The sequence below is a fragment of the Kribbella sp. NPDC000426 genome (genome assembly GCF_040300265.1).
Lineage (GTDB): Bacteria > Actinomycetota > Actinomycetes > Propionibacteriales > Kribbellaceae > Kribbella.
In genome coordinates, this window is sequence record NZ_JBEPDK010000002.1 from 356,466 (window position 1) to 375,866 (window position 19,401).

Annotated in this window: 15 protein-coding genes; 7 read left to right on the forward strand and 8 right to left on the reverse strand. The window is 68.8% G+C overall.

Features of this window, described 5'->3' with window-relative positions:
• Positions 1-29 precede the first annotated feature (29 nt).
• Complete coding sequence (locus tag ABT313_RS09585) at positions 30-2,438, forward strand: ComEC/Rec2 family competence protein (RefSeq protein ID WP_350850534.1); 2,409 nt, start codon at positions 30-32, stop codon at positions 2,436-2,438.
• Between the two features lie 19 nt (positions 2,439-2,457).
• Here ABT313_RS09585 and ABT313_RS09590 read toward each other — a convergent pair whose 3' ends face one another.
• Positions 2,458-3,012, reverse strand: coding sequence for an isochorismatase family protein (locus ABT313_RS09590; protein WP_350850536.1), 555 nt, complete (start codon positions 3,010-3,012; stop codon positions 2,458-2,460).
• Between the two features lie 69 nt (positions 3,013-3,081).
• Here ABT313_RS09590 and holA point away from each other — a divergent pair, with 69 nt between their 5' ends.
• Positions 3,082-4,065: a DNA polymerase III subunit delta gene (holA, locus tag ABT313_RS09595; RefSeq protein WP_350850538.1), complete on the forward strand. Its 984-nt coding sequence runs from the start codon at positions 3,082-3,084 to the stop codon at positions 4,063-4,065.
• Positions 4,066-4,207: 142 nt separating this feature from the next.
• Here the strand turns inward: holA and rpsT are convergent, their stop codons facing one another.
• Both rpsT and ABT313_RS09605 read right to left on the reverse strand, forming a co-directional pair.
• Entirely contained in the window at positions 4,208-4,468 is a 261-nt protein-coding gene (gene rpsT / locus ABT313_RS09600) for a 30S ribosomal protein S20 (RefSeq protein WP_134097262.1), read from the reverse strand.
• A gap of 120 nt (positions 4,469-4,588) precedes the next feature.
• Entirely contained in the window at positions 4,589-5,035 is a 447-nt protein-coding gene (locus ABT313_RS09605; protein ID WP_350850540.1) for an SRPBCC family protein, read from the reverse strand.
• A 127-nt stretch (positions 5,036-5,162) separates the two neighbouring features.
• On the opposite strand from ABT313_RS09605, the gene ABT313_RS09610 reads away from it, so the two are divergent.
• The gene (locus ABT313_RS09610; RefSeq protein ID WP_350850542.1) at positions 5,163-8,153 is read left to right on the forward strand and encodes a S8 family serine peptidase; all 2,991 of its coding nucleotides are present in this window, start codon (positions 5,163-5,165) and stop codon (positions 8,151-8,153) included.
• On the opposite strand, the gene ABT313_RS09615 is transcribed toward ABT313_RS09610, so the two are convergent.
• From ABT313_RS09615 to ABT313_RS09625, 3 genes are read right to left on the reverse strand one after another with little or no spacing between them, the layout of a single operon-like run.
• Positions 8,150-9,322: a hypothetical protein gene (locus ABT313_RS09615; protein ID WP_350850544.1), complete on the reverse strand. Its 1,173-nt coding sequence runs from the start codon at positions 9,320-9,322 to the stop codon at positions 8,150-8,152. The two genes, ABT313_RS09610 and ABT313_RS09615, sit on opposite strands and share 4 nt — an antisense overlap.
• Positions 9,319-9,846 carry a SigE family RNA polymerase sigma factor gene (locus tag ABT313_RS09620; protein WP_350850546.1) on the reverse strand — a complete coding sequence of 176 codons (528 nt, stop codon included), beginning with the start codon at positions 9,844-9,846 and terminating at the stop codon, positions 9,319-9,321. The genes ABT313_RS09615 and ABT313_RS09620 overlap by 4 nt, the downstream gene beginning before the upstream one ends.
• A 50-nt stretch (positions 9,847-9,896) precedes the next feature.
• Positions 9,897-10,793 carry an aminoglycoside phosphotransferase family protein gene (locus ABT313_RS09625; RefSeq protein ID WP_350850548.1) on the reverse strand — a complete coding sequence of 299 codons (897 nt, stop codon included), beginning with the start codon at positions 10,791-10,793 and terminating at the stop codon, positions 9,897-9,899.
• 103 nt (positions 10,794-10,896) lie between these two features.
• Here ABT313_RS09625 and lepA point away from each other — a divergent pair, with 103 nt between their 5' ends.
• Together lepA and ABT313_RS09635 are read left to right on the forward strand one after the other, a co-directional pair.
• Positions 10,897-12,786, forward strand: a complete 1,890-nt coding sequence (gene lepA / locus ABT313_RS09630) for a translation elongation factor 4 (RefSeq protein ID WP_350850550.1) — start codon at positions 10,897-10,899, stop codon at positions 12,784-12,786.
• Positions 12,787-13,689, forward strand: coding sequence for an aminoglycoside phosphotransferase family protein (locus ABT313_RS09635; RefSeq protein ID WP_350850552.1), 903 nt, complete (start codon positions 12,787-12,789; stop codon positions 13,687-13,689).
• A 7-nt stretch (positions 13,690-13,696) separates the two neighbouring features.
• Here ABT313_RS09635 and ABT313_RS09640 read toward each other — a convergent pair whose 3' ends face one another.
• Positions 13,697-16,240, reverse strand: coding sequence for a YfhO family protein (locus ABT313_RS09640; protein WP_350850554.1), 2,544 nt, complete (start codon positions 16,238-16,240; stop codon positions 13,697-13,699).
• Positions 16,237-17,238, reverse strand: coding sequence for a glycosyltransferase (locus tag ABT313_RS09645; RefSeq protein WP_350850556.1), 1,002 nt, complete (start codon positions 17,236-17,238; stop codon positions 16,237-16,239). The genes ABT313_RS09640 and ABT313_RS09645 overlap by 4 nt, the downstream gene beginning before the upstream one ends.
• Before the next feature lie 182 nt (positions 17,239-17,420).
• Here ABT313_RS09645 and ABT313_RS09650 point away from each other — a divergent pair, with 182 nt between their 5' ends.
• On the forward strand, positions 17,421-17,993 hold the full coding sequence (locus ABT313_RS09650; protein WP_350850558.1) for a TetR/AcrR family transcriptional regulator: 573 nt from the start codon (positions 17,421-17,423) through the stop codon (positions 17,991-17,993).
• Entirely contained in the window at positions 17,990-19,366 is a 1,377-nt protein-coding gene (locus tag ABT313_RS09655; protein WP_350850560.1) for an MFS transporter, read from the forward strand. Before ABT313_RS09650 ends, ABT313_RS09655 begins: the two co-directional genes overlap by 4 nt.
• Positions 19,367-19,401 lie beyond the last annotated feature (35 nt).

The following is a 19,401-nucleotide window of genomic DNA, read 5'->3' on the forward strand; positions in this document are numbered from 1 at the left end:
AGCCGCACGATCCACCGGCCGGCGAACCCGTGGACACGGCTGCTGGCGAGGCGCCTGCGGGTGAACCGCTCGATGTGCGGTTGTTGGTGCCGGCTGCTGTGGGCTGGCTGACTGCGGTGGTGCTGGTTGGTCAGCGTCCGCTTGCTGCCGCTGTCGTCTCCGTCGTCGCGCTCACCTTCGCCGTCATCCTCGGCCTCGTCCTGCGCAGGAGGCCGACCCACCCCCGCCGAACGACCGGCTGGACAACAGCCGGCTCTCTAGTCGTGATCGCCGGACTCGGCATCGCGGCCGCCCTCCAATCCGCGACCCTCCGCAGCGGCCCGATTCGCGAGCTCGCCGCCGCCTTCGCGACCGTCAACGTCCGGCTCAAGATCGAAGGAGACCCATCACTTCGCCAAAGCACCACCAGCCGCCGCCCGCCGTACGTCGTCGTCAAGGCAACCATCGAGGAGGTACGCACCCACTCGGCCTCATCCGGCATAACCACCACCCGCATCCGTACGCCGGTCTTCGTCATCGGCACGGCCAAGTGGCAGACCGTCAGATACGGCCAGCACGTCGACGCCACCGGCAGGTTGGAAGGCGTCGAAGACGGCTCCGACGTAGCCGCGATGCTCTCGACCCGCTCACCACCACGGATCATCGACCAACCACCGTGGTGGCTGCGCGCCGCCGAGCAGGTCCGGGCCGGCCTGCGCAAAGCCGTCGCCAAAGAGCCTGACGACGTCCGCGGTCTCGTCCCAGCACTCGTGATGGGCGACGTCTCCGGAGTCTCCGCCGAGCTGAACGCCGACTTCCAGACAACCGGACTAACCCATCTCTCGGCCGTATCCGGAACGAACCTCACCCTGTTGCTCACCTTCGTACTCCCGTTGGCACGCCTGGCCGGAGTGCGAGCCCGCGGTCTGACCGCGGTCGGAGTGGCCATGGTCGTGGCCTTCGTCATCCTCGCCAGACCACAGCCGAGCGTCCTGCGAGCGGCCGCGATGGGCCTGATCGCGCTAGCCGCGATGACCAGCGGAGGTTCCGGGCGCCGCGCCGTACGCAGTCTGTCGGTTGCGGTGATCGTGTTGCTGCTGCTCGATACCTCGTTGGCGCGTTCGGCCGGGTTCGCGTTGTCGGTGCTCGCGACCGCGGGCATTGTCCTGCTCGGACCCGGCTGGCGTGACGCTTTGGCGAGGTGGTTGCCGGGTTGGCTGGCCGATGCGATCTCGTGTCCGCTTGCTGCTCAGCTGGCGTGTACGCCGGTAATCGCGTGGCTCTCGGGACAGGTGTCGCTGGTCGCGGTCGCCGCCAACCTCCTGGCGGGCCCGGCGGTCGGTCCGGCGACGATCCTCGGTTTCATCGCGGCCGGAGTCGCCTTGCTGAGCACCGAACTCGCTCAACTGGTCGGCTGGGTCGCGGGCTGGCCTGCCCGCTGGATCATCCTGGTCGCCCGCGAAGGCGCGGACCTCCCGGGCGCCGCCAACGCCTGGCCGGCAACCGTGGTCGGGATCGTCGTCCTCACCCTGCTCTGCCTGGTCCTCGTGCTTGGCCTGCACCGCATCCTGGCGCGCCCGATCGCGATGATCCTGGCGGTCGTCGTACTGGCCGTCGTCGTACTGCGTCCCGTCGGCTCGCTCGGTTGGCCGCCCGACGACTGGCTCTTCGTGGTCTGTGATGTCGGGCAGGGGGACGGGCTCGTGCTCAGAGCAGGCGAGGGTACGGCGGTTGTCGTCGACACCGGGCCGGATCCGGCTGCGATGGATCGGTGCCTGCGGGACCTGGGGATCAAGCGCATCCCGGTGCTCGTACTCAGTCACTTCCATGCCGATCATGTCGGCGGGCTGGCCGGCGTACTGAACGGGCGGAAGGTCGACGAGATCGAGGTGACGCCGTACTTCTCACCGCGGGCGGAGTACAGCCGGCTGGTCGGACTTGCGGCGCAGCACGGCATCGGCTTGCGGACGGTCGCGTTCCACGAGAAGCGGGTGGTCGGTCAGCTGAGTTGGACGACGCTCTGGCCGGCGCGGGTGCCGGCCCTGCCACCGCCCGGTACGTCGTCGGCGACCTCGTCGGATGAAGGTTCGCCGGAGAACAACGCCAGCATCGCGATGATGGTCGAGGTCGCAGGTCTCCGGATCTTGCTCACCGGAGACCTCGAGCCGGAGTCGCAGCGAGCTGTCCTCGCATCAGGTGTCGATCTGCGTGCCGACGTACTGAAGGTTCCGCACCACGGTTCCGCCCAGCAGGAGCCTGAGTTCATCGCGGCCACCCACGCCCGGTTGGCCCTCATCTCCGCCGGCCGCGACAACGACTACGGCCACCCGGCCCCCAGAACCCTCGACCTCCTGTCCCACGACACCATCCGCACCGCCACCACCAGCGTCAACGGCCCGCTCGCCGTCACCAACCACAACCACCAGCTAGCCCTCACCACAACCCACCCCCCGCCATAACCACATGAGGGGCAGTGGTCTAGGAGAATGTGACGGCTGTGGTGGGGACGGTGTTTTCGGGTTGGTCGCCCAGGGACCAGGCGGCTACGCGGGAGACGACGTGAGCCGGGATCTGCTCCGAGATCCCTGGGACGGCGGGGATGTCGTAGGTGCCGTGGGCGTCGTGGGGGAGGACTACGCGATAGCCGCGCGCCAACGCGGTCTTCGACGTTGCGGCCACGCACATCTCGGACATGACGCCGCAGATGGCCAGTGCCCGTACGCCGGCCGAGACCAGGATCTCCCCGAGCGCGGTCCCGTCGAAGCCGTCGTCCCGCGGCTTCCGTACCACGTGCTCGCGCGGCCCAGGCTTCACCGGCAGGTACAGCTCCCACCCCGGCGTCTCCGGCTCGTCATCCGCACCGGGCGGACCGTCGTTCTGCAGATGTACGACGACCGCTCCCGCCGCACGCGCCCGCTCCAACAACTCACCCACGCGCTCAAGCAGCCGATCCGCCCCGGGCACCGCGCCCGCGCCCGATACGAACGCGGTCTGCATGTCCACGACGATCAAGGCGTCGGCAGGTTGGGTCATGAGGCCATCCTCGTTGGTTCGGCGAGGGTGCGCACTCGGATTGTCGGGTCGGCGTGGGATGCTGGCTCGGTGGCTGCTCGTAGGGGTTCTGCGCCGAAGCTCGGTGATGTGTTGCTGGTGACCGGGGCCGAGTCGTTTCTGGCGGATCGGGCGGTGCGGTCGGCGATCGCGGCGGTGTCGAAGGATGCTGCTGACGCCGAGGCGACCGATGTCGACGCGGCCACGCTGGACGTCGGCGTGTTCGCCGAGCTGACCGGCCCGTCGTTGTTCGCGAGCGAGCGGGTCCTGGTGCTGCGATCGCTGGAGAACCTGCCGAGCGAGATGGTGCCGCACCTGATCGAGTACGCCGGGTCGCCGTCCGACGACGTGCTCGTCGTACTGGTGCACTCAGGTGGTCAGAAGGGCAAGGGCGTTCTCGACAAGCTGCGGAAGGCCTCGGTCAACGAGGTCGTTGCGACGGCGCCGAAGGCGTGGGAGCTGCCGCAGTTCGTGGCAGGGGAGATCCGGCTGCACGGCGGGACCGTCGACGAGGGCGCGGCGTCGGCGCTGGTGGACGCGGTCGGGCATGACCTGCGGGCGTTGGCCGGGGCGTGTTCGCAGCTGGTGTCGGATTCCGGCGGCCAGGCGGTGACGGCCGAGCTCATCGGGCAGTACTTCGGTGGTCGCGCCGAGGTTACGAGCTTCGCGGTCGCGGATGCGGCGATCTCCGGGCGGACCGAGCCCGCGCTGGAGCAGCTGCGCTGGGCGCTGGACTGCGGGGTCGCGCCGGTGCTCGTGACGAGTGCGATGGCGGGTGGGTTGCGCGGGCTGGCGAAGTACTCGAGCGCGCCGAGCGGGATGCGCGAGGCGGATCTGGCGCGCGAGGTCGGCGTACCGCCGTGGAAGCTCAAGCAGCTCAAGCAGCAGTCCCGTGGCTGGACTCCTGGCGGACTCGCGACCGCGATCAAGGCTGTCGCTCAGGCAGACGCCGACGTCAAGGGAGCCTCTGGCGACGCCGGGTACGCCCTGGAGCGCATGGTCCTCACCATCACCCGCGCTCACGGCCGCCGCTGACCCGCCACCTCTAGCCAACCGCGCCGGGCACGCCCGGCTCCAACGGGCGCGCCGGGTTTTGGGCATGCAAAAACGATCGGCCGGTCGTTGGGGACGGGCCGATCGTTCGGAGCGGCCGCGCGTCAGGCGCGCGGCCGGGGCCTCAGAGGGAGGCGGCCTTCTTGAAGAGGGCCGACTTCCGGTTGGCAGCCTGGTTGGCGTGGATGACGCCCTTGCTGACGGCCTTGTCGAGCAGGCGGCCGGCCTTGCGGGCGGTCTCCTGGGCCTTGTCTGCCTCACCGGCCTCGACGGCCTCGTGGAAGCGGCGCACAGCCGTCTTGAGGGTCGACTTCACCGACTTGTTGCGAAGTCGCGCAGCCTCGTTCTGGCGGTTGCGCTTGATCTGGGACTTGATGTTCGCCACGAAGAAGAGCCTCGATCAGGTGTGTGCGGTCAATACGGAAGGTGTCGCGGCGCACGGCTATACACCGCCCGTGGGCGCGCGAAGAGCCAGATTACCAACAAGCCGACCCCAGCTCCAAACTCACTCCTGCGGCAGGCCCGCCTCGGCGGTGGATTTCAGGCGGGTGAGGGTGACGTGGATCCCGTCGGCGTTGCGGGGAGTGCGGTTGCCGAAGAAGGGGCGGAAGAGCGCTCGGAGGAGGCTGGGGCGGTGGTCGGTCCAGGATTCGGTGACCTCGCAGCCGCCGTCGGCCGGGGTGAACGAGTAGTCCCAGAGTGATATCGGGATCGGGCCGAAGTGGATGGAGAAGGCGAAGCGGCGGCCTGGCTCGGCGGCGACCACCCGGCCGAAGGTGAACCAGCGCACGACGCCGAGGCGGTTGTGGCCGATGAATCGCTCGCCGTCGACCGTCCAGGTGACGCGGGTGCATTCGGGACTCCACTCGCGCATCCGAGGTAGATCGCTCACCAATGAATAAAGGGACTCGGGCGTCGCGGCCACCGAGATCGACTCGGTCAGATCGGGCATCGGGTTTTCCCTTGCTGTTGGCATCGGCCTGCTGGAGTGAGGGTGACACTGCCGGCGGGTGACGGCATACTCAGGGCCCCGCGAGCCAACGCTCCGCCATCGCGCCGTCCAGCCCTGGAGGATCTCCGTGACCCGCAAACGCCAGGCGATCATCGTCGCCTCAGCGCTGATCGCCGCCACCGCCGGCGTACCGCTGCTGGTGAACGCCGCCAACGCCAGCCAACCGGCGACCCGAGCCGCCGACCCCGACGTCAAGCGCTCCGCCACCGGTTCGTACATCGTCCAGCTCGACGACTCCCCGGTCGCGGAGTACGACGGCGACATCGCCGGTCTGGCCGCCACCAGGGTCGTGCCAGGCGGCAAGCTGCTGAAGACCGCGGCTCCGGTCGTCGACTACGTCAAACACCTGGCCGGCGAACGCGACCAGCTGCTCAAGACGAACAACGTCAAGAAGCTCTACGACTACAACTACACGTACGCCGGTTTCTCCGCCGAGATGTCGTACGACGACGCGGTCAAGCTGGCGAAGTCGTCCGGGGTGAAGAGCGTCGAGCCGAGCGAGATCGAGCACGCGGACACCGTCGACACCCCGCGCTTCCTCGGCCTGTCCGGCAAGGGCGGGGCCTGGCAGCAGGCCGGCGGTGTCGACAAGGCCGGCGACGGCGTGATCATCGGCATGATCGACTCCGGGTACACCCCGGAGCGCCCGAGCTTCGCGCCGATGAAGACCACGAAGCAGTCCGACGCGATCATCGCGAAGAAATGGAAGGGCACCTGCCAGGCCGGCGAGGAAGCGCCCGTCACCTGCAACAACAAGGTGATCGGCGCCCGGTACTTCGACAAGGGCATCGGCACCCGCCCGATCCCGGAGGAGTACAAGTCGCCGCGTGACTACGGCGGCCACGGCACGCACACCGCGAGCACTGCGGCCGGCAACTACGGCGTCGAGATGAGCGTCATGGGCCGCGACTACGGCAAGGGCTCCGGGATGGCGCCGCACGCCCGCCTCGCGATCTACAAGGCGTTGTGGGCGGTGGACGCGACCGGCGGCGGAAGCGGTACGGACGCCGACATCGTGGCTGCGATCGATGCCGCGGTCGCTGACGGCGTGGATGTCATCAACTACTCGATCTCCGGCAGCGGATCGTCGTACGTGAATGCCACCGGGCTGGCCTTCCTCAGGGCCGCCAAGGCGGGCGTGTTCGTCGCGACGAGCGCCGGCAACACGGGCCCGGGCGAGGCGACGGTCGGCAAGACGTACCCGTGGGTGACGTCGGTTGCCAACGGCACCCATGACCGCGACATCCAGACCACGGTCACGCTCGGGAACGGGAAGTCGTACACCGGCGCGGGGATCGGCGCCGGCGTACCGCAATCGCCGGTGATCCTGGCCAAGGACGCGGGCCTCGCCGGCGCCGACCCGGCCAACCTCACGCTCTGCCAGGCCGGCACGCTCGACCAGGCGAAGGTCAAGGGCAAGATCGTGGTCTGCGACCGGGGCGTGAACGCCCGCGTCGACAAGAGCCTGCAGGTGAAGAACGCCGGCGGCGTAGGCATGATCCTGCTCAACCTCACCCCGAGCACCCTCGACTCCGACCTGCACTCGGTCCCGACCGTTCACCTCGACGACAAAGCAGCCCCTGAGGTCAAGGCCTACGTCAGCGGCACCGCCGACCCGACCGCGACCATCAGCGCCGGTACGCCGGTGCGCGTCACGGCCCCGATGGTCGCCGCCTCGTCCAGCCGCGGCCCGTCCCCGGCCGGCAACGGCGACCTCCTCAAACCGGACGTCATGGCACCGGGTACGAACGTCCTGGCCGCGACCACGGCGTTCAGCGCGGCCGGCGGCGAGTACGCGTTCATGAGCGGTACGTCGATGTCGACGCCGCACATCGCCGGCATCGCCGCCGTGCTGAAGGCCAAGCACCCGACGTGGTCCCCGATGGCGATCAAGTCCGCGATGATGACGACCGCCACCGACAAGGACACCGCGGGCAAGCCGATCAAGAACGACTCCGGCTCGCCGGCCAACCCGTTCGGGTACGGTGCCGGGCTCGTGCAGCCGAAGCTGGGGATGGACCCCGGCCTGGTCTACGACTCCACGTACACCGACTGGACGAAGTTCGTCTGTGGCTCCGGTCAGGTCCCGGCTACGCACGAGCTGTGCGCGAACGGCAAGATCGACCTGAGCGACCTCAACTACCCGACGATCGCGATCGGCGACCTGGCCGGCAAGCAGACCGTGACCCGGACCGTGACGAACGTCGGCAAGCTGCCCGAGGTCTACTTCCCGAAGGTCGAGGGCCTGAAGGGTCTCAAGGTGACCGTCTCGCCGCGGATCCTGATCACGCTGCCCGGCCGGAGCACGACGTACAAGGTGACGTTCGAGAACAACGGCGCCCCGCTCGAGCAGTACTCGTTCGGCCGGCTGGTCTGGAAGTCCTCGAAGCACTCCGTGGCCAGCACGCTGGCCATCAAGCCGCTCACGGTCAAGGCGCCGACGCAGGTCAACGGAACCGGGACCACAGGTTCGGTCGAGGTACCGATCACGGCCGGGTACGCCGGGACGCTCAACACCAGCGTTGTCGGCCTGACCCCCGCCACCGTCGGCGAGGCCGCGCTGAAGAACCCGGGCGGCGTGGCGTTCCCGACGACCGCTCCGAAGGCCAACGACCACGTCGCGAAGTTCACGGTCGACGTCCCGGCCGGTACGACGCACGCCAGGTTCTCCACGTTCGACGCGGACTACCCGGCCGGCACTGACCTGGATGTGTTCGTCTACCAGGCCGGGACGACCACTCTGCTCGGTAGCAGCACAGGCGGTTCCTCAGAGGAGGAGGTCAACCTCCCACGGCCCGCAGGCGGCAAGGTCGACGTGTACGTCGACCTGTACGCCGGAGCCAACGAGCAGACCATCAAGCTCAACCACTGGGAGCTCCAGAAGCCCGAGGCCAACCTGACAGCCGCACCGGCCACCCAACAGGTGCAGGTGGCCGGCGCGGCGAGTGTGACTGCTAACTGGACCGGGCTGACGGCCGGTACGAGGTATCTGGGTCAGCTGCGCTTCACCGACGGCGCAGACGGCTCCGGCTCGACCATCATCCGAGTGGACGGCTAGGGCTGGACCTGGCGAATTGTCTCGTCAGGCTTGGCGGTCGCGACCTGCTTGCACTCGCCGGTCGCGACCGCACACCGGAAGAGCTTCTGGGCCGGACCGGCCTCGTCGACCACGATCACGTTGTCCGGGTCCTCGAAGACCCCGTCCTCGAACCACTTCGTGCCGGCCGGGAGCTTCATCTTCGTGGCCTTCCCGGTGGCTATGTCGACGGCGACCCCGATGTTGCTGATGGTCATCGTCGCCCCGTCCGGGGACACCGAGACGTACGGCGCGGCAACCGGAGCCTTGAAGCAGTACTGACGCTTCGTCTCGAGCCCCTTGGCTCCCAGCGTGGCGGCTGTGACGCAGGACTGGTCGCCCTTGTAGGTGATGTGCGTGACGATGTTGGTGCTGCGCGTCACCTGGAGGGTGCCGGCGCTGAATGTCCCGACCGTCCGGACCTCGGTCGCTCCAGGCTGCCAGAGCTTCACGGCCACCGGGTCCGGAGAGTGCTCCTCCATCCAGATGCCGTCCTTGTTCCAGCCGACGAGTTCGAGGTTCGGGATCTTGACGGACAGGCTCGCCACCTCCTTGCCGGACCTGATGTCGACGACGGCCACCCGGTTCTCCGCCCGGCCGTACTTCGAGAGCGCGACGGCGAACTGTTGTCCGTCGGGTGAGATCGACGGGCTGAAGCCGCCGAGCGGCCCGATCGGCCGGACCTTGCCGTTCGCCGAGAGGATGGCGACCTGTGCCTTGTCGGGATCGGGGTAGCCGGTCTGGACGAACCAGCCGCCCTCGGTCCGCGCGACGACCTGGCCCTTCACGCCGGGGTTCTTGACGGTGGTGCCGCCGTCGTGAAGGAGGGCCCACCAGGTGTCGAGCGGGTTGTCCGGGTTGTTGTCGACCGTGGTCGTGTACGGGATCCGCGGTGCCCCGGTAGAAACCGGGCCTGTGGCAGGCAGACCGGCCACGGACGGCTGGTCGGGCTTGGTCAGGCCGTGCAGGTACGGCACCGCCAGAGTCAGCACTGCCGCGATGCCGGCCGCGGCCACTGCCATCGGCACCCAGCGGCGGCGGGTCGACGTACCGGTGCTGTCCAGCTCCAGACCGGGGCCGTGGGCGGAGTCCGGCACAGTGTCGGCCTTGGCGTTCAAGTAGTCGCGCAGGCGGGTCTCGGTGTCGTTCATCGGAGTTCCTCGAGTTTCTTGGTGAGAGCCGTGAGGCCGCGCGACGCGGTCGCCCTGGCGGTGGACGGGCTGATGCCGAGGATCTCGGCGATCTCGTCGAACGGGAGGTCGAGGTAGTAGCGCAGGACGAGCACCTCGCGGGGGCGGGTGGACAGCCCCTGCAGCGCCCGGCGTACTTCCTCGCGTTGCTCCCCGAGGACGGCGGTGCTCTCCGCGGAGTCGTGCGGCGCCTGGTGCGGCGGGGTGTAGAGGCGGGCCACCCGGCGGCGCCGCAGCGTGGACCGGCTCGCGTTGAGCACGGTCGAACGCAGGTACCCGAGCGCCTTGTCGGAGTCCTTGAGCGGCCATCGCCGGTACAGCTGGGCGAACGCCTCCTGGACTATGTCTTCGGCTGTCTGTCGGTCATCGATCACCAGGACGGCCAGGCGCACGAGACCGCGCCACTCCCGGCCGTACAGCGCTGTCACGGCGTCACGTGCCTCGTCGCCGGCCGCCACCTGGTGAGGATGCTGCTCGATACTCACCACTAGATTCGTCACACCCTGAGAGACGTCCGTACGCCGCGAACGCTGCATCAGAGCCGATGGCGTACCCAGTCGAGGTGTACGAGCGCGCTTTCCCGCTGCCATGTCCTCATGGTGGGGATCCCAGGGGGCGCCGGCTGGGCTGAACCCCACCACAGGCCGCCTCCGACGGCTGCGATGAAGCCTGTGATCGCCTCGTCGTCGGGCAGGTCCGGGAGTACGACGGAGCCTCGCATTTCCGCGTGCAGGATGACCGTGTCGGTCCAGCGGGGTGCGAGCCCCGGGTGTGCCCAGTCGATGAACACCACCCGGTCGTCGGTCAGGATGATGTTGTCCGCCCGCAGGTCGTAGTGCGCCAGCGCCTTACCCTCCGCCAGTGCACGCAGCCCCTTCTGGGCCAGCTCGGCGAACTCCTCGACCCGGCCCTCCATCCAGGACGGTACGGCGAGGCCGTCCTCCAGCACGTTGTTCCACCGGCTCAGGAAGTCGCGGCTCCGGACGGCGACCACGGGCGCATCCGGCCACGGCGACGGGTCCAGTGCGTCGGTCAGCTCCGCCAGCGCGTCCAGCACCCGGTCCGCGTCGGCCTGCTCCCACGGGTGTGCAGGCAGTCGCCCGGAGATGTCCTCGTACAGCATGCCGACCCAGTCGCCGTCGTCGTACACGTCGTACAGGCGCGGAGCCATCGGGAGCGGGCCGATGGCCTGCATCGCGGTGATCTCCTGGCGGAACAGCTCGGGCGTCTTCGGGTTCAGTGACGTGCCGACGGCCTTGACGAAGGCCCGGCGGCCGGAGGCGGTTACCAGGCGTGCGGCGACGCCGGGGGAGAAGCCGCCCTGCTGGGTGGCAGCCGACACCACCGCCGAGCCGAGCGCGCGCTCGACCCAGTCCCGGACCTGCACGGGCATCTTCTCGTAGGGCAGCCTGACCCCAGCAGCGTGCGCCATGCGTCACCACGCTATCGGGCTCCCGCCAGCGATTTTCGAATCTGCTGGACCCGCATGGGATGATTGACCGGATATCACCCAAGACCAGAACTGGATCCTCTCCGTGCCCGTTGGCCCCACGAATGTGCCGCAGCCGGGTCGTACCGACCCGTCGCTGATCCGGAACTTCTGCATCATCGCCCACATCGACCACGGCAAGTCGACGCTGGCCGATCGGATGCTGCAGATCACCGGTGTGGTCGACGACCGCTCCATGCGGGCGCAGTACCTCGACCGGATGGACATCGAGCGCGAGCGCGGCATCACGATCAAGTCGCAGGCGGTCCGGCTCCCGTTCACGCCGGGTCCGGACACCCCGGGCGGCCTGCTCGCCCCGGACGGTACGACGTACATCCTGAACATGATCGACACGCCCGGTCACGTGGACTTCACCTACGAGGTCTCGCGGTCGCTCGAGGCGTGTGAGGGCGCGGTCCTGCTGGTCGACGCGGCGCAGGGCATCGAGGCGCAGACCCTGGCGAACCTTTACCTCGCGCTGGGCGCCGACCTGCACATCATCCCGGTGCTGAACAAGATCGACCTGCCCAGCGCCCAGCCGGAGAAGTACGCCGCGGAGTTGGCCCACATCATCGGCTGCGACCCGTCCGACGTGCTCAAGGTCTCCGCGAAGACCGGTGAGGGCGTCGAGGACCTGCTGAGCGAGATCGTCGCCCAGATCGCCCCGCCGAAGGGCGTCAAGGACGCGCCGCCGCGGGCGCTGATCTTCGACTCGGTCTACGACACCTACCGCGGCGTGGTCACCTATGTCCGGGTCGTCGACGGCGAGCTGACCCACCGCGACCGGATCAAGATGATGTCGACCGGCGCGGTGCACGAGATGCTCGAGGTCGGCGTCATCTCCCCGGAGCCGGCGAAGTCGCCGAGCATCGGCGTCGGCGAGGTCGGCTACCTGATCACCGGTGTGAAGGACGTCCGGCAGTCCCGCGTCGGTGACACCGTCACCGCGGCCGTGCACGGCGCGACCGAGGCGCTCGGCGGCTACAAGCACCCACAGCCGATGGTGTACTCCGGGCTGTTCCCGATCGACGGTGACGACTACCCGACGCTGCGTGACGCCCTCGAGCGCCTGCAGCTGAACGACGCGGCCCTGCAGTACGAGCCGGAGACCTCGGGTGCGCTCGGGTTCGGCTTCCGCTGCGGGTTCCTCGGTCTGCTGCACATGGAGATCGTCCGCGAGCGGCTCGAGCGCGAGTTCGACCTGGATCTGATCTCGACCGCGCCGAACGTGGTCTACCGGGTCGAGATGGAGGACGGCAAGGAGTTCACCGTCACGAACCCGAGCGAGTTCCCCGAAGGCAAGATCGCCGACATCTACGAACCGGTGGTCCGCGCGACGATCCTGAGCCCGAAGGACTACATCGGCGTCATCATGGAGCTCTGCCAGTCCAAGCGGGGCAACCTGCTCGGGATGGAGTACCTGTCCGAGGACCGGGTCGAGCTGCGCTACACGCTGCCGCTGGCCGAGATCGTCTTCGACTTCTTCGACCAGTTGAAGTCGAAGACCAAGGGGTACGCGTCGCTCGACTACGAGCCGACCGGCGAGCAGTCGGCGCAACTGGTCAAGGTCGACATCCTGCTCCAGGGCGAGACGGTGGACGCGTTCTCCGCGATCGTGCACCGCGACAACGCCTACGCGTACGGCGTCGCGCTGGCCGGCAAGCTGAAGGAACTGATCCCGAGGCAGCAGTTCGAGGTGCCGATCCAGGCCGCGATCGGGTCCCGGATCATCGCCCGCGAGTCGATCCGCGCGATGCGCAAGGACGTGCTCGCGAAGTGCTACGGCGGTGATATCACCCGTAAGCGCAAACTGCTCGAGAAGCAGAAGGAGGGCAAGAAGCGGATGAAGATGGTCGGCCGCGTCGAGGTCCCCCAGGAAGCCTTCATCGCCGCCCTCCGCACGTCCGAACCGGCCGAGAAGGCAGGCAAGAAGTAGGTGCCTGTCCAAATACCCGCTGGTCTGCTCGCTGTTGCGACCCGCGGGCAGGACTGGGCGGACTGGCTCGATCGGCTGCCGCGGTTGCTGCGGGATCTGCTCGGCGAATGGTCGTTGCAGGTGGACGGTACGGCGGCGTACGGGAACTGCGCGATCGTCGTACCGGTGCTTGCCGACGGGCAGCGCGCCGTACTCAAGGTGCAGTTCCCGCATTGGGAGGCCGAGACCGAGCACCTCGCGCTGCGCACGTGGGCCGGCAACGGCGCCGTCCAGCTGCTGCGGGCGAACCCGCGCCGGTTCGCATTGCTGCTCGAGCGGTTGGAGTCGCGCGACCTGACCACGGTCGACGCGCTGGACGCGTGCGAGATCGTTGGCCAGACCTACAAGCGGCTGCACGTTGCCGCCGGCCCGCAGTACCGGCCGTTGTCGGGGGAGCTGAAGCGCTGGGTGGAGGGCTTCCGCAGATTGCCCGCGTCGGCGCCGGTGCCGCATCGGTACGTCGAGCAGGCGATCTCGTTGTCGGAGGACTTCATCGCCGACCCGGCCACCGACGGCAAGCTGATCCACACCGATCTGCACTACGAGAACATGCTGGCCGCGGATCGTGAGCCCTGGCTGGTGATCGACCCGAAGCCGCTGTCGGGTGACCCGCACTTCGAGGTCGCGCCGCTGATCTGGAACCGCTGGGACGAAGTAGTTGCCGCCGGCGACCTTCGGTTCGCGGTCCGGCAGCGGTTCTACACGGCGATCGACGCGGCCGGCTTGGACGAGGACCGCGCCCGTGACTGGGTGATCGTGCGACAGATGCTCAACGTGCTCGGGACGCTCGAGAACACCGACGGCACCCTGCCGCAGGACTGGCTGACCCGCAACATCGCCATCGTCAAGGCCATCCAGGACTAGCAGCCGGTCATAGGCGCGGACTCGGGCGGCGTGGGCGCCGCCTCACTACCAGCAGGACTCCGGCCACCGCCAGTAACCCGAGCAGGGCGATCGCCCCGATGGCAAGCCCTGTCCGTGCTCCGACAGGCCGGTACGAGCACGACACCTCCGACGTACCCGCCGGTGCCGCGACCGCGACCAGTCCGCCGCGGGTGCTCGGGTTGCGGCCTGGCTTGCCGTCGACCGAACAGCGCCAGCCGTCGATCCGAATCACCGCAATCACGACCGTAGCGGCGTCACCCGGCTGCAGCCGCACGTGGATGCTGTGACCACCGACGCTCACCTCGGACGCCTTGCTTGCGCTCAGCTGTGCCACGGCCGCGTCGAGCCGGTCCCGGTGCAGGCAGCCGATCGGCGACAAGGGCAGTTTCGTCCGCGCCGCAAGCCGGAGCGTCACATCGACCTTACCTTCCGTGCCGACGGTCCCGACCCGGAGCATCGGCGCGCCGGAGTAGATGCCCGGACTCTTCGCCTTCGGATCCAGGTTCGTCACCCAGCCGCGTCCGTCGACGAATACGTCGCCCACGTACGTCGGTGCCGCGAACCAGATCTCCGACCCGGGCACACAGGTCGCATGCAACCGTGTCTCCACCGGCAGAGCCGCACCGGGCGTCGGCGTGATCGTCAGCCCACCGCGCCGATCCGAGACGGTGACATCCGGATCCTTCTCACCCAGCACCTTCGGGATCGTGTACACATCCGCGCCCAAGGCCGTCTCCTGCACGCCGAACGGCCCCGGATCGCGGGATGAGAACGGCTTCACCGGCCGCACAGTGACCAGTGGCGCAGCGTCGTACGTCTCGAGCTTCGGCACATCGTCGTCGTCACCCACGACCACCCGGCTTCGGATCGCGAACGCGGCATCGACCACCGGGTTCTGCGGGTCGATCGTGGCCCGCCCGTACGAGCTGTACCCGAATCCCAGGTCCAGCAGTTGCTGTGAGACCCGGTCCGGGATCGTGCTCGAGTAGTACTGCGGTCCCTGGCCGCCGATCAGCATCGGATCGTTGACCGTCTGGTCCGCGCCCGGCGCCGCGCGATGCGTCGGCCAGTCCGCCGCCGACTCCACCAAGCCACGGATCGCCGTGTGCTGCTCACCCCACGGAGCCTTCGCGCTGAGGATCTTGCTCCGCTGCGCGTCGATCGCCGCCGACGACACCGAGACCTCGGCGATCACCGCGCCGACCAGGAGTGCCACCGCGACCCGTCGTAGCCGGTCCGGCCGCCGCCTCGCGAACCAGGTGCCGGCGGCGATCACGATCAGCAGCGGTACGACGATGCGGGTGGTCGTGGTGGTGGTCCGGACGTTCCACATCACCAGGTACAGAATGAGCACGATGCAGACCGGAGCCGCCACGGCAAGCATCGTACGGAGTCCGGCCGCCGCGGACAGCCAACCGAGGATCACCAGCAGACCGCACACGATGAACGCCTGCCGGTACTGGCTGCCGTTCGGGGTGTCGAACCCGTGCCAGACGTCGTGCGTGAAGTCCACCTGCATGCTGAAGACGGTCAGCACGACCGCCGCCGACCAGACGATTCGCTCGCGGCCGGGAACCGCCCGGTTGAACGGGAAGCTGACCGCGAGCAGCAGGAGCACCGTGCCGACCGCGAGGCCGGGCGTCGCCCCGACACCCTCGCTGCCTGGAAGCAACCTGGCCAGGAAGTCGATCGCGCTGATCGGTTTGAACGTGACATCCGGGCTCGGTCGCGCCGCCTGCACGATCCGGAACGTCGGCAGCAGGAACGGCGCGGCCAGCCCGATACCGATGCCGATAGCAACGACGCAGCGCAGCCCGCCGGTCAGCCGGGTGCGCCAGGACACGGTCGCGTCGTACGCCAGGATCCGCGCCACCACGACGATCGCGGCACCGATCGTTGCCATGTACACCGTGTAGAAGTGCGACGTCCAGAGCAGAGCGACCACGAACGGGGTGACCAGCAGCGAGACCGCCGAGCGCCGGCTGAGGATCCATTCGCAGAGCAGGCAGAGGACCGGGAACGCGACCAGCCCGTTGAGCCAGACACTCATGTACGCGGCGTCGTCGATCGCCCAGCCGCACGCGCCGTACGAGATCCCCGCGACCACCGCGATCCACACCGGGCCGGGCCGCAGGCGGCGCAAGTACGTCGTCATCGCACCGGCGGCGAGCCCGATCGCGAGTACGTCGACCAGGAACAGCGCGAGATCGATGTGGTCACGCGGGAACAGCACCACGATCCACGACAGTGGCGAGCCGACGTATGCCATGAAGTCGCCGAGGAAGGGTACGCCGAAGCCGCTCGACCAGTTGAAGAGCAGGTCGCCGACGCCGCGGCCGGTAAGCATGTCGCGGTAGTGCGCGTACATCGGGACGAACTGCTGGCCGAGGTCGTTGGTGCTCCGCGGGCGGTCTCCGAACGGGTAGGTGCCGCGGATGATGCCGCTGATCACGAACGTCAGCCCGGCCGCGACGCCGGCAGCCGGCGCCGGCCACTGCCGCCCGGCTCGGGCGGCGAAACCCCTGTTCATCCCACCGTCCGGAAGTCGTCGGCCCCGGCCGCCACCGGCTTGGCCGGCTCGAGGAGCTGCGCCGGCGCCGGGTGTTTGAGGTAGCTCAGCCGCGCGGCCTCCTGCCGGTTCCGGCCGATCGCGTCGAGCAGGTAGCCGAGCACGACCAGCAGGATCGCGATCAGCCCGATCGACGACGCCAGCACCGCCGTCGGGAGGCGCGGCACGAGCCCGCTGTCGAGGTACTCGAGCACGACCGGCAGGCCGAGCACCAGCGCCAGCAAGCCGCAGGCCGCGGCGAGTACGCCGTGGAACAGCGTCGGCCGCTCGAGCCGGGCCAGGTGCAGGATCCAGCGCAGGATCCGCGCGCCGTCGCGGTACGTCCGGAGCTTGCTCTCGCCGCCGTCCGGCCGCTCCTTGTACCCGACCTCGACCTCCGCGACCGGGACTCGCAGGTGCAGCGAGTGGATCGTCAGCTCGGTCTCGATCTCGAACTCCTGGGACAAGGCCGGGAACGACTTCACGTACCGCCGCGAGAACGCGCGGTACCCGCTCAGCATGTCGGTGATGTCGCGCCCGAACAGCACGCCGACCGCACCGGTCAGCATCCGGTTCCCGAGCGTGTGCCCCGGCCGGTACGCCGCAGCGTTCGAGTGCCGCCGTACGCCGACGACGTGGTCGTACGGGCCGGTCAGCAACACCTCGACCAGCTCGGCCGCCCGCGCCGCCTCGTAGGTGTCGTCGCCGTCGATCAGTACGTACACGTCGGCCTCGACGTCCGCGAAGGCACGGCGGACCACGTTGCCCTTGCCCTTGCGCGTGACGCGCCGCACGATCGCGCCGGCCTCCGCCGCGATCGCGCCGGTGCCGTCGGTCGAGTTGTTGTCGTACACGTAGATCCGCGCCGCCGGCAACGAGGCGCGCAGCTCGGAGACCACCTTCCGGACCGCCGCTGCCTCGTTGTAACACGGCACGATCACCGCGATCTCGACATCCCCCGAGACCTGCACCTCACCCATGTCCCCTCCAACGACCTCCCCCGAGGTACACAGGGAAGATGCTCCGGACCGGCGATTCGGTTGCGTGAAGTACGTAAAATTCTCATCTAGACCGGAAATATTCGCAGTCCGCGACGTGATGCTCACCACCTGTCAGGGAAGTGGGTTGTAGTTAGTAGTTACTACCTACTAACTTCGTCGGTATGCGGATGACAGGGCGAGAACGGCGCGAGCAGATCCTCGGGATCGCCGAGGAGGAGTTCGCGACCGCCGGGTTGTACGGCGCGTCGACCGAGACGATCGCGCGGCGGGCCGGGATCACGCAGGCGTACGTGTTCCGCCTGTTCGGGACGAAGAAGCAGTTGTTCCTGGCGTGCGTGGACGCCGCGTTCGGCCGGATGGCGCTGGCGATGCTGGCGGCCGCGGGCGGGTCGACCGGGATCGAGGCGCTGACCGCGATGGGGCAGGAGTACAACGAGATGCTCGCCGATCGCACGACGCTGCTGCTCCAGCTTCAGGGCACCGCGGCCGCGGCGGCCGGTGACGGCGAGGTGCGGGACGCCGTCCGGGCGAGCTTCGCCCGGCTGTGGCAGGCCGTTGCCGACACCGCGCAACTGGATCCGGTCACGATCAAGTCGTTCCTTGCCTTCGGCATGCTTCTCAACACCAACGCCGCCCTCGATCTGCCGCAGGTCGACGAACCGTGGTCCCAGCAAGCCAGAACCCGAATAAAACCAGGGCTTTTCGCGCACATCACCACCGAGACCAATCAATGACCACCGCAACGAAACAGGCGCCGGGACTGCTCGCCGGGTTCCTGGTCTCCGTCGGCCTGGCCGGTGCCGTGATCGGCAGCCTCGGCGCACCCTTGATCACTGCGGTCGCCGAGGCGTACGACGTGTCGCTCGCGGCCTCGCAGTGGACGTTGACAATCGCGCTGCTGGCGGGCGCGGTCGCGACGCCGGTGTTCGGGCGGCTCGGGGCCGGGCCGCGGCGGCGTACCGTCGTCCTCGGAATGCTCGGGGCCGAGGTCGTCGGCAGCCTGCTGACGGTTCTGCCGTTGCCGTTCGCGTTCCTGCTGGTCGGTCGCGCGTTGCAGGGATCCGGACTCGGGCTGGTGGTGCTGATGATGGCCGTTGCTCGCGACAATCTCGAGGAGCACCGGGCCGCGCGGACGATCGCGTTGCTGTCGGTTGCGTCGACGGCCGGGATCGGGATCGGCTACCCGTTGTCCGGTCTGCTCACCGACCTGGCCGGCGTACGGGCGGCGTACGGGCTCGGCCTCGTGATCACCGCGGCCGCCTTCATCGCCGCGGTGTTGGTGCTCCCGCACGCTCCGGAGCGGCCCGCGGCCAGGCTCGACGTCCGCGGGGCGATCCTGCTGGCGATCGCCTTGCCTGCTCTGCTCCTGGTGATCGGCGAGACCAGCCTCTGGCGGCATCACGCCGGTCTGGCGATCGGCATTCTGGCGGCTGCACTGCTGCTCCTGATCGGCTGGACGGTTCTCGAGGCGCACACCGACCAACCGCTCGTCGACGTACGCCTGCTTCGTCATCCCGCGGTCGCCGCGGCCAACCTGGTGATGCTGACCGGCGGCGTCGGCATGTACCTGCTGTTCAGCCTGATCACCCGCTTCGTGCAGACCCCGGCCGAGGCCGGCTACGGCTTCGGGCTGAACACCTTCGAGGCCGGTCTGGTGCTCGTCCCGTTCTCGATCCTCGGCTTCGTCGCCGGCCGTCTCGTCCCCGGCTGGCGGGACCGCCTCGGCGCCAGATGGTTGCTGGCGGCAAGCACGGCGGTGGTGCTCGCGGCGTTCGTACTCTTCGCGATCGCCCGCTCACACCTGGTCGAACCAATCCTTGCCATCGGCATCCTCGGGTTCGGTGTCGGCGCGTTCTCCGCGGCCATGCCCGCCGTCATCCTCGCGGTCACACCCAAGGCCGAGACCGCGAGCGCGATGAGCGTGAACGCCGTCGTCCGCAGCGTCGGCTTCTCCACCGGCAGCGCCCTCGGCGGCGTCATTCTCGCCGCCCACACCACCGGCGTCTTCCCCAGCGAGTCCGGGTACGGCGCGGCGGCCTGGATCGGCGCGGCCACGACCGCCGCGACCCTGGCGATCATCGCCGTCCTGCCGCTGAAGCAGCAATAAACCGGTGGATCGCGGCGGGCGGCCGGGGGAGGATG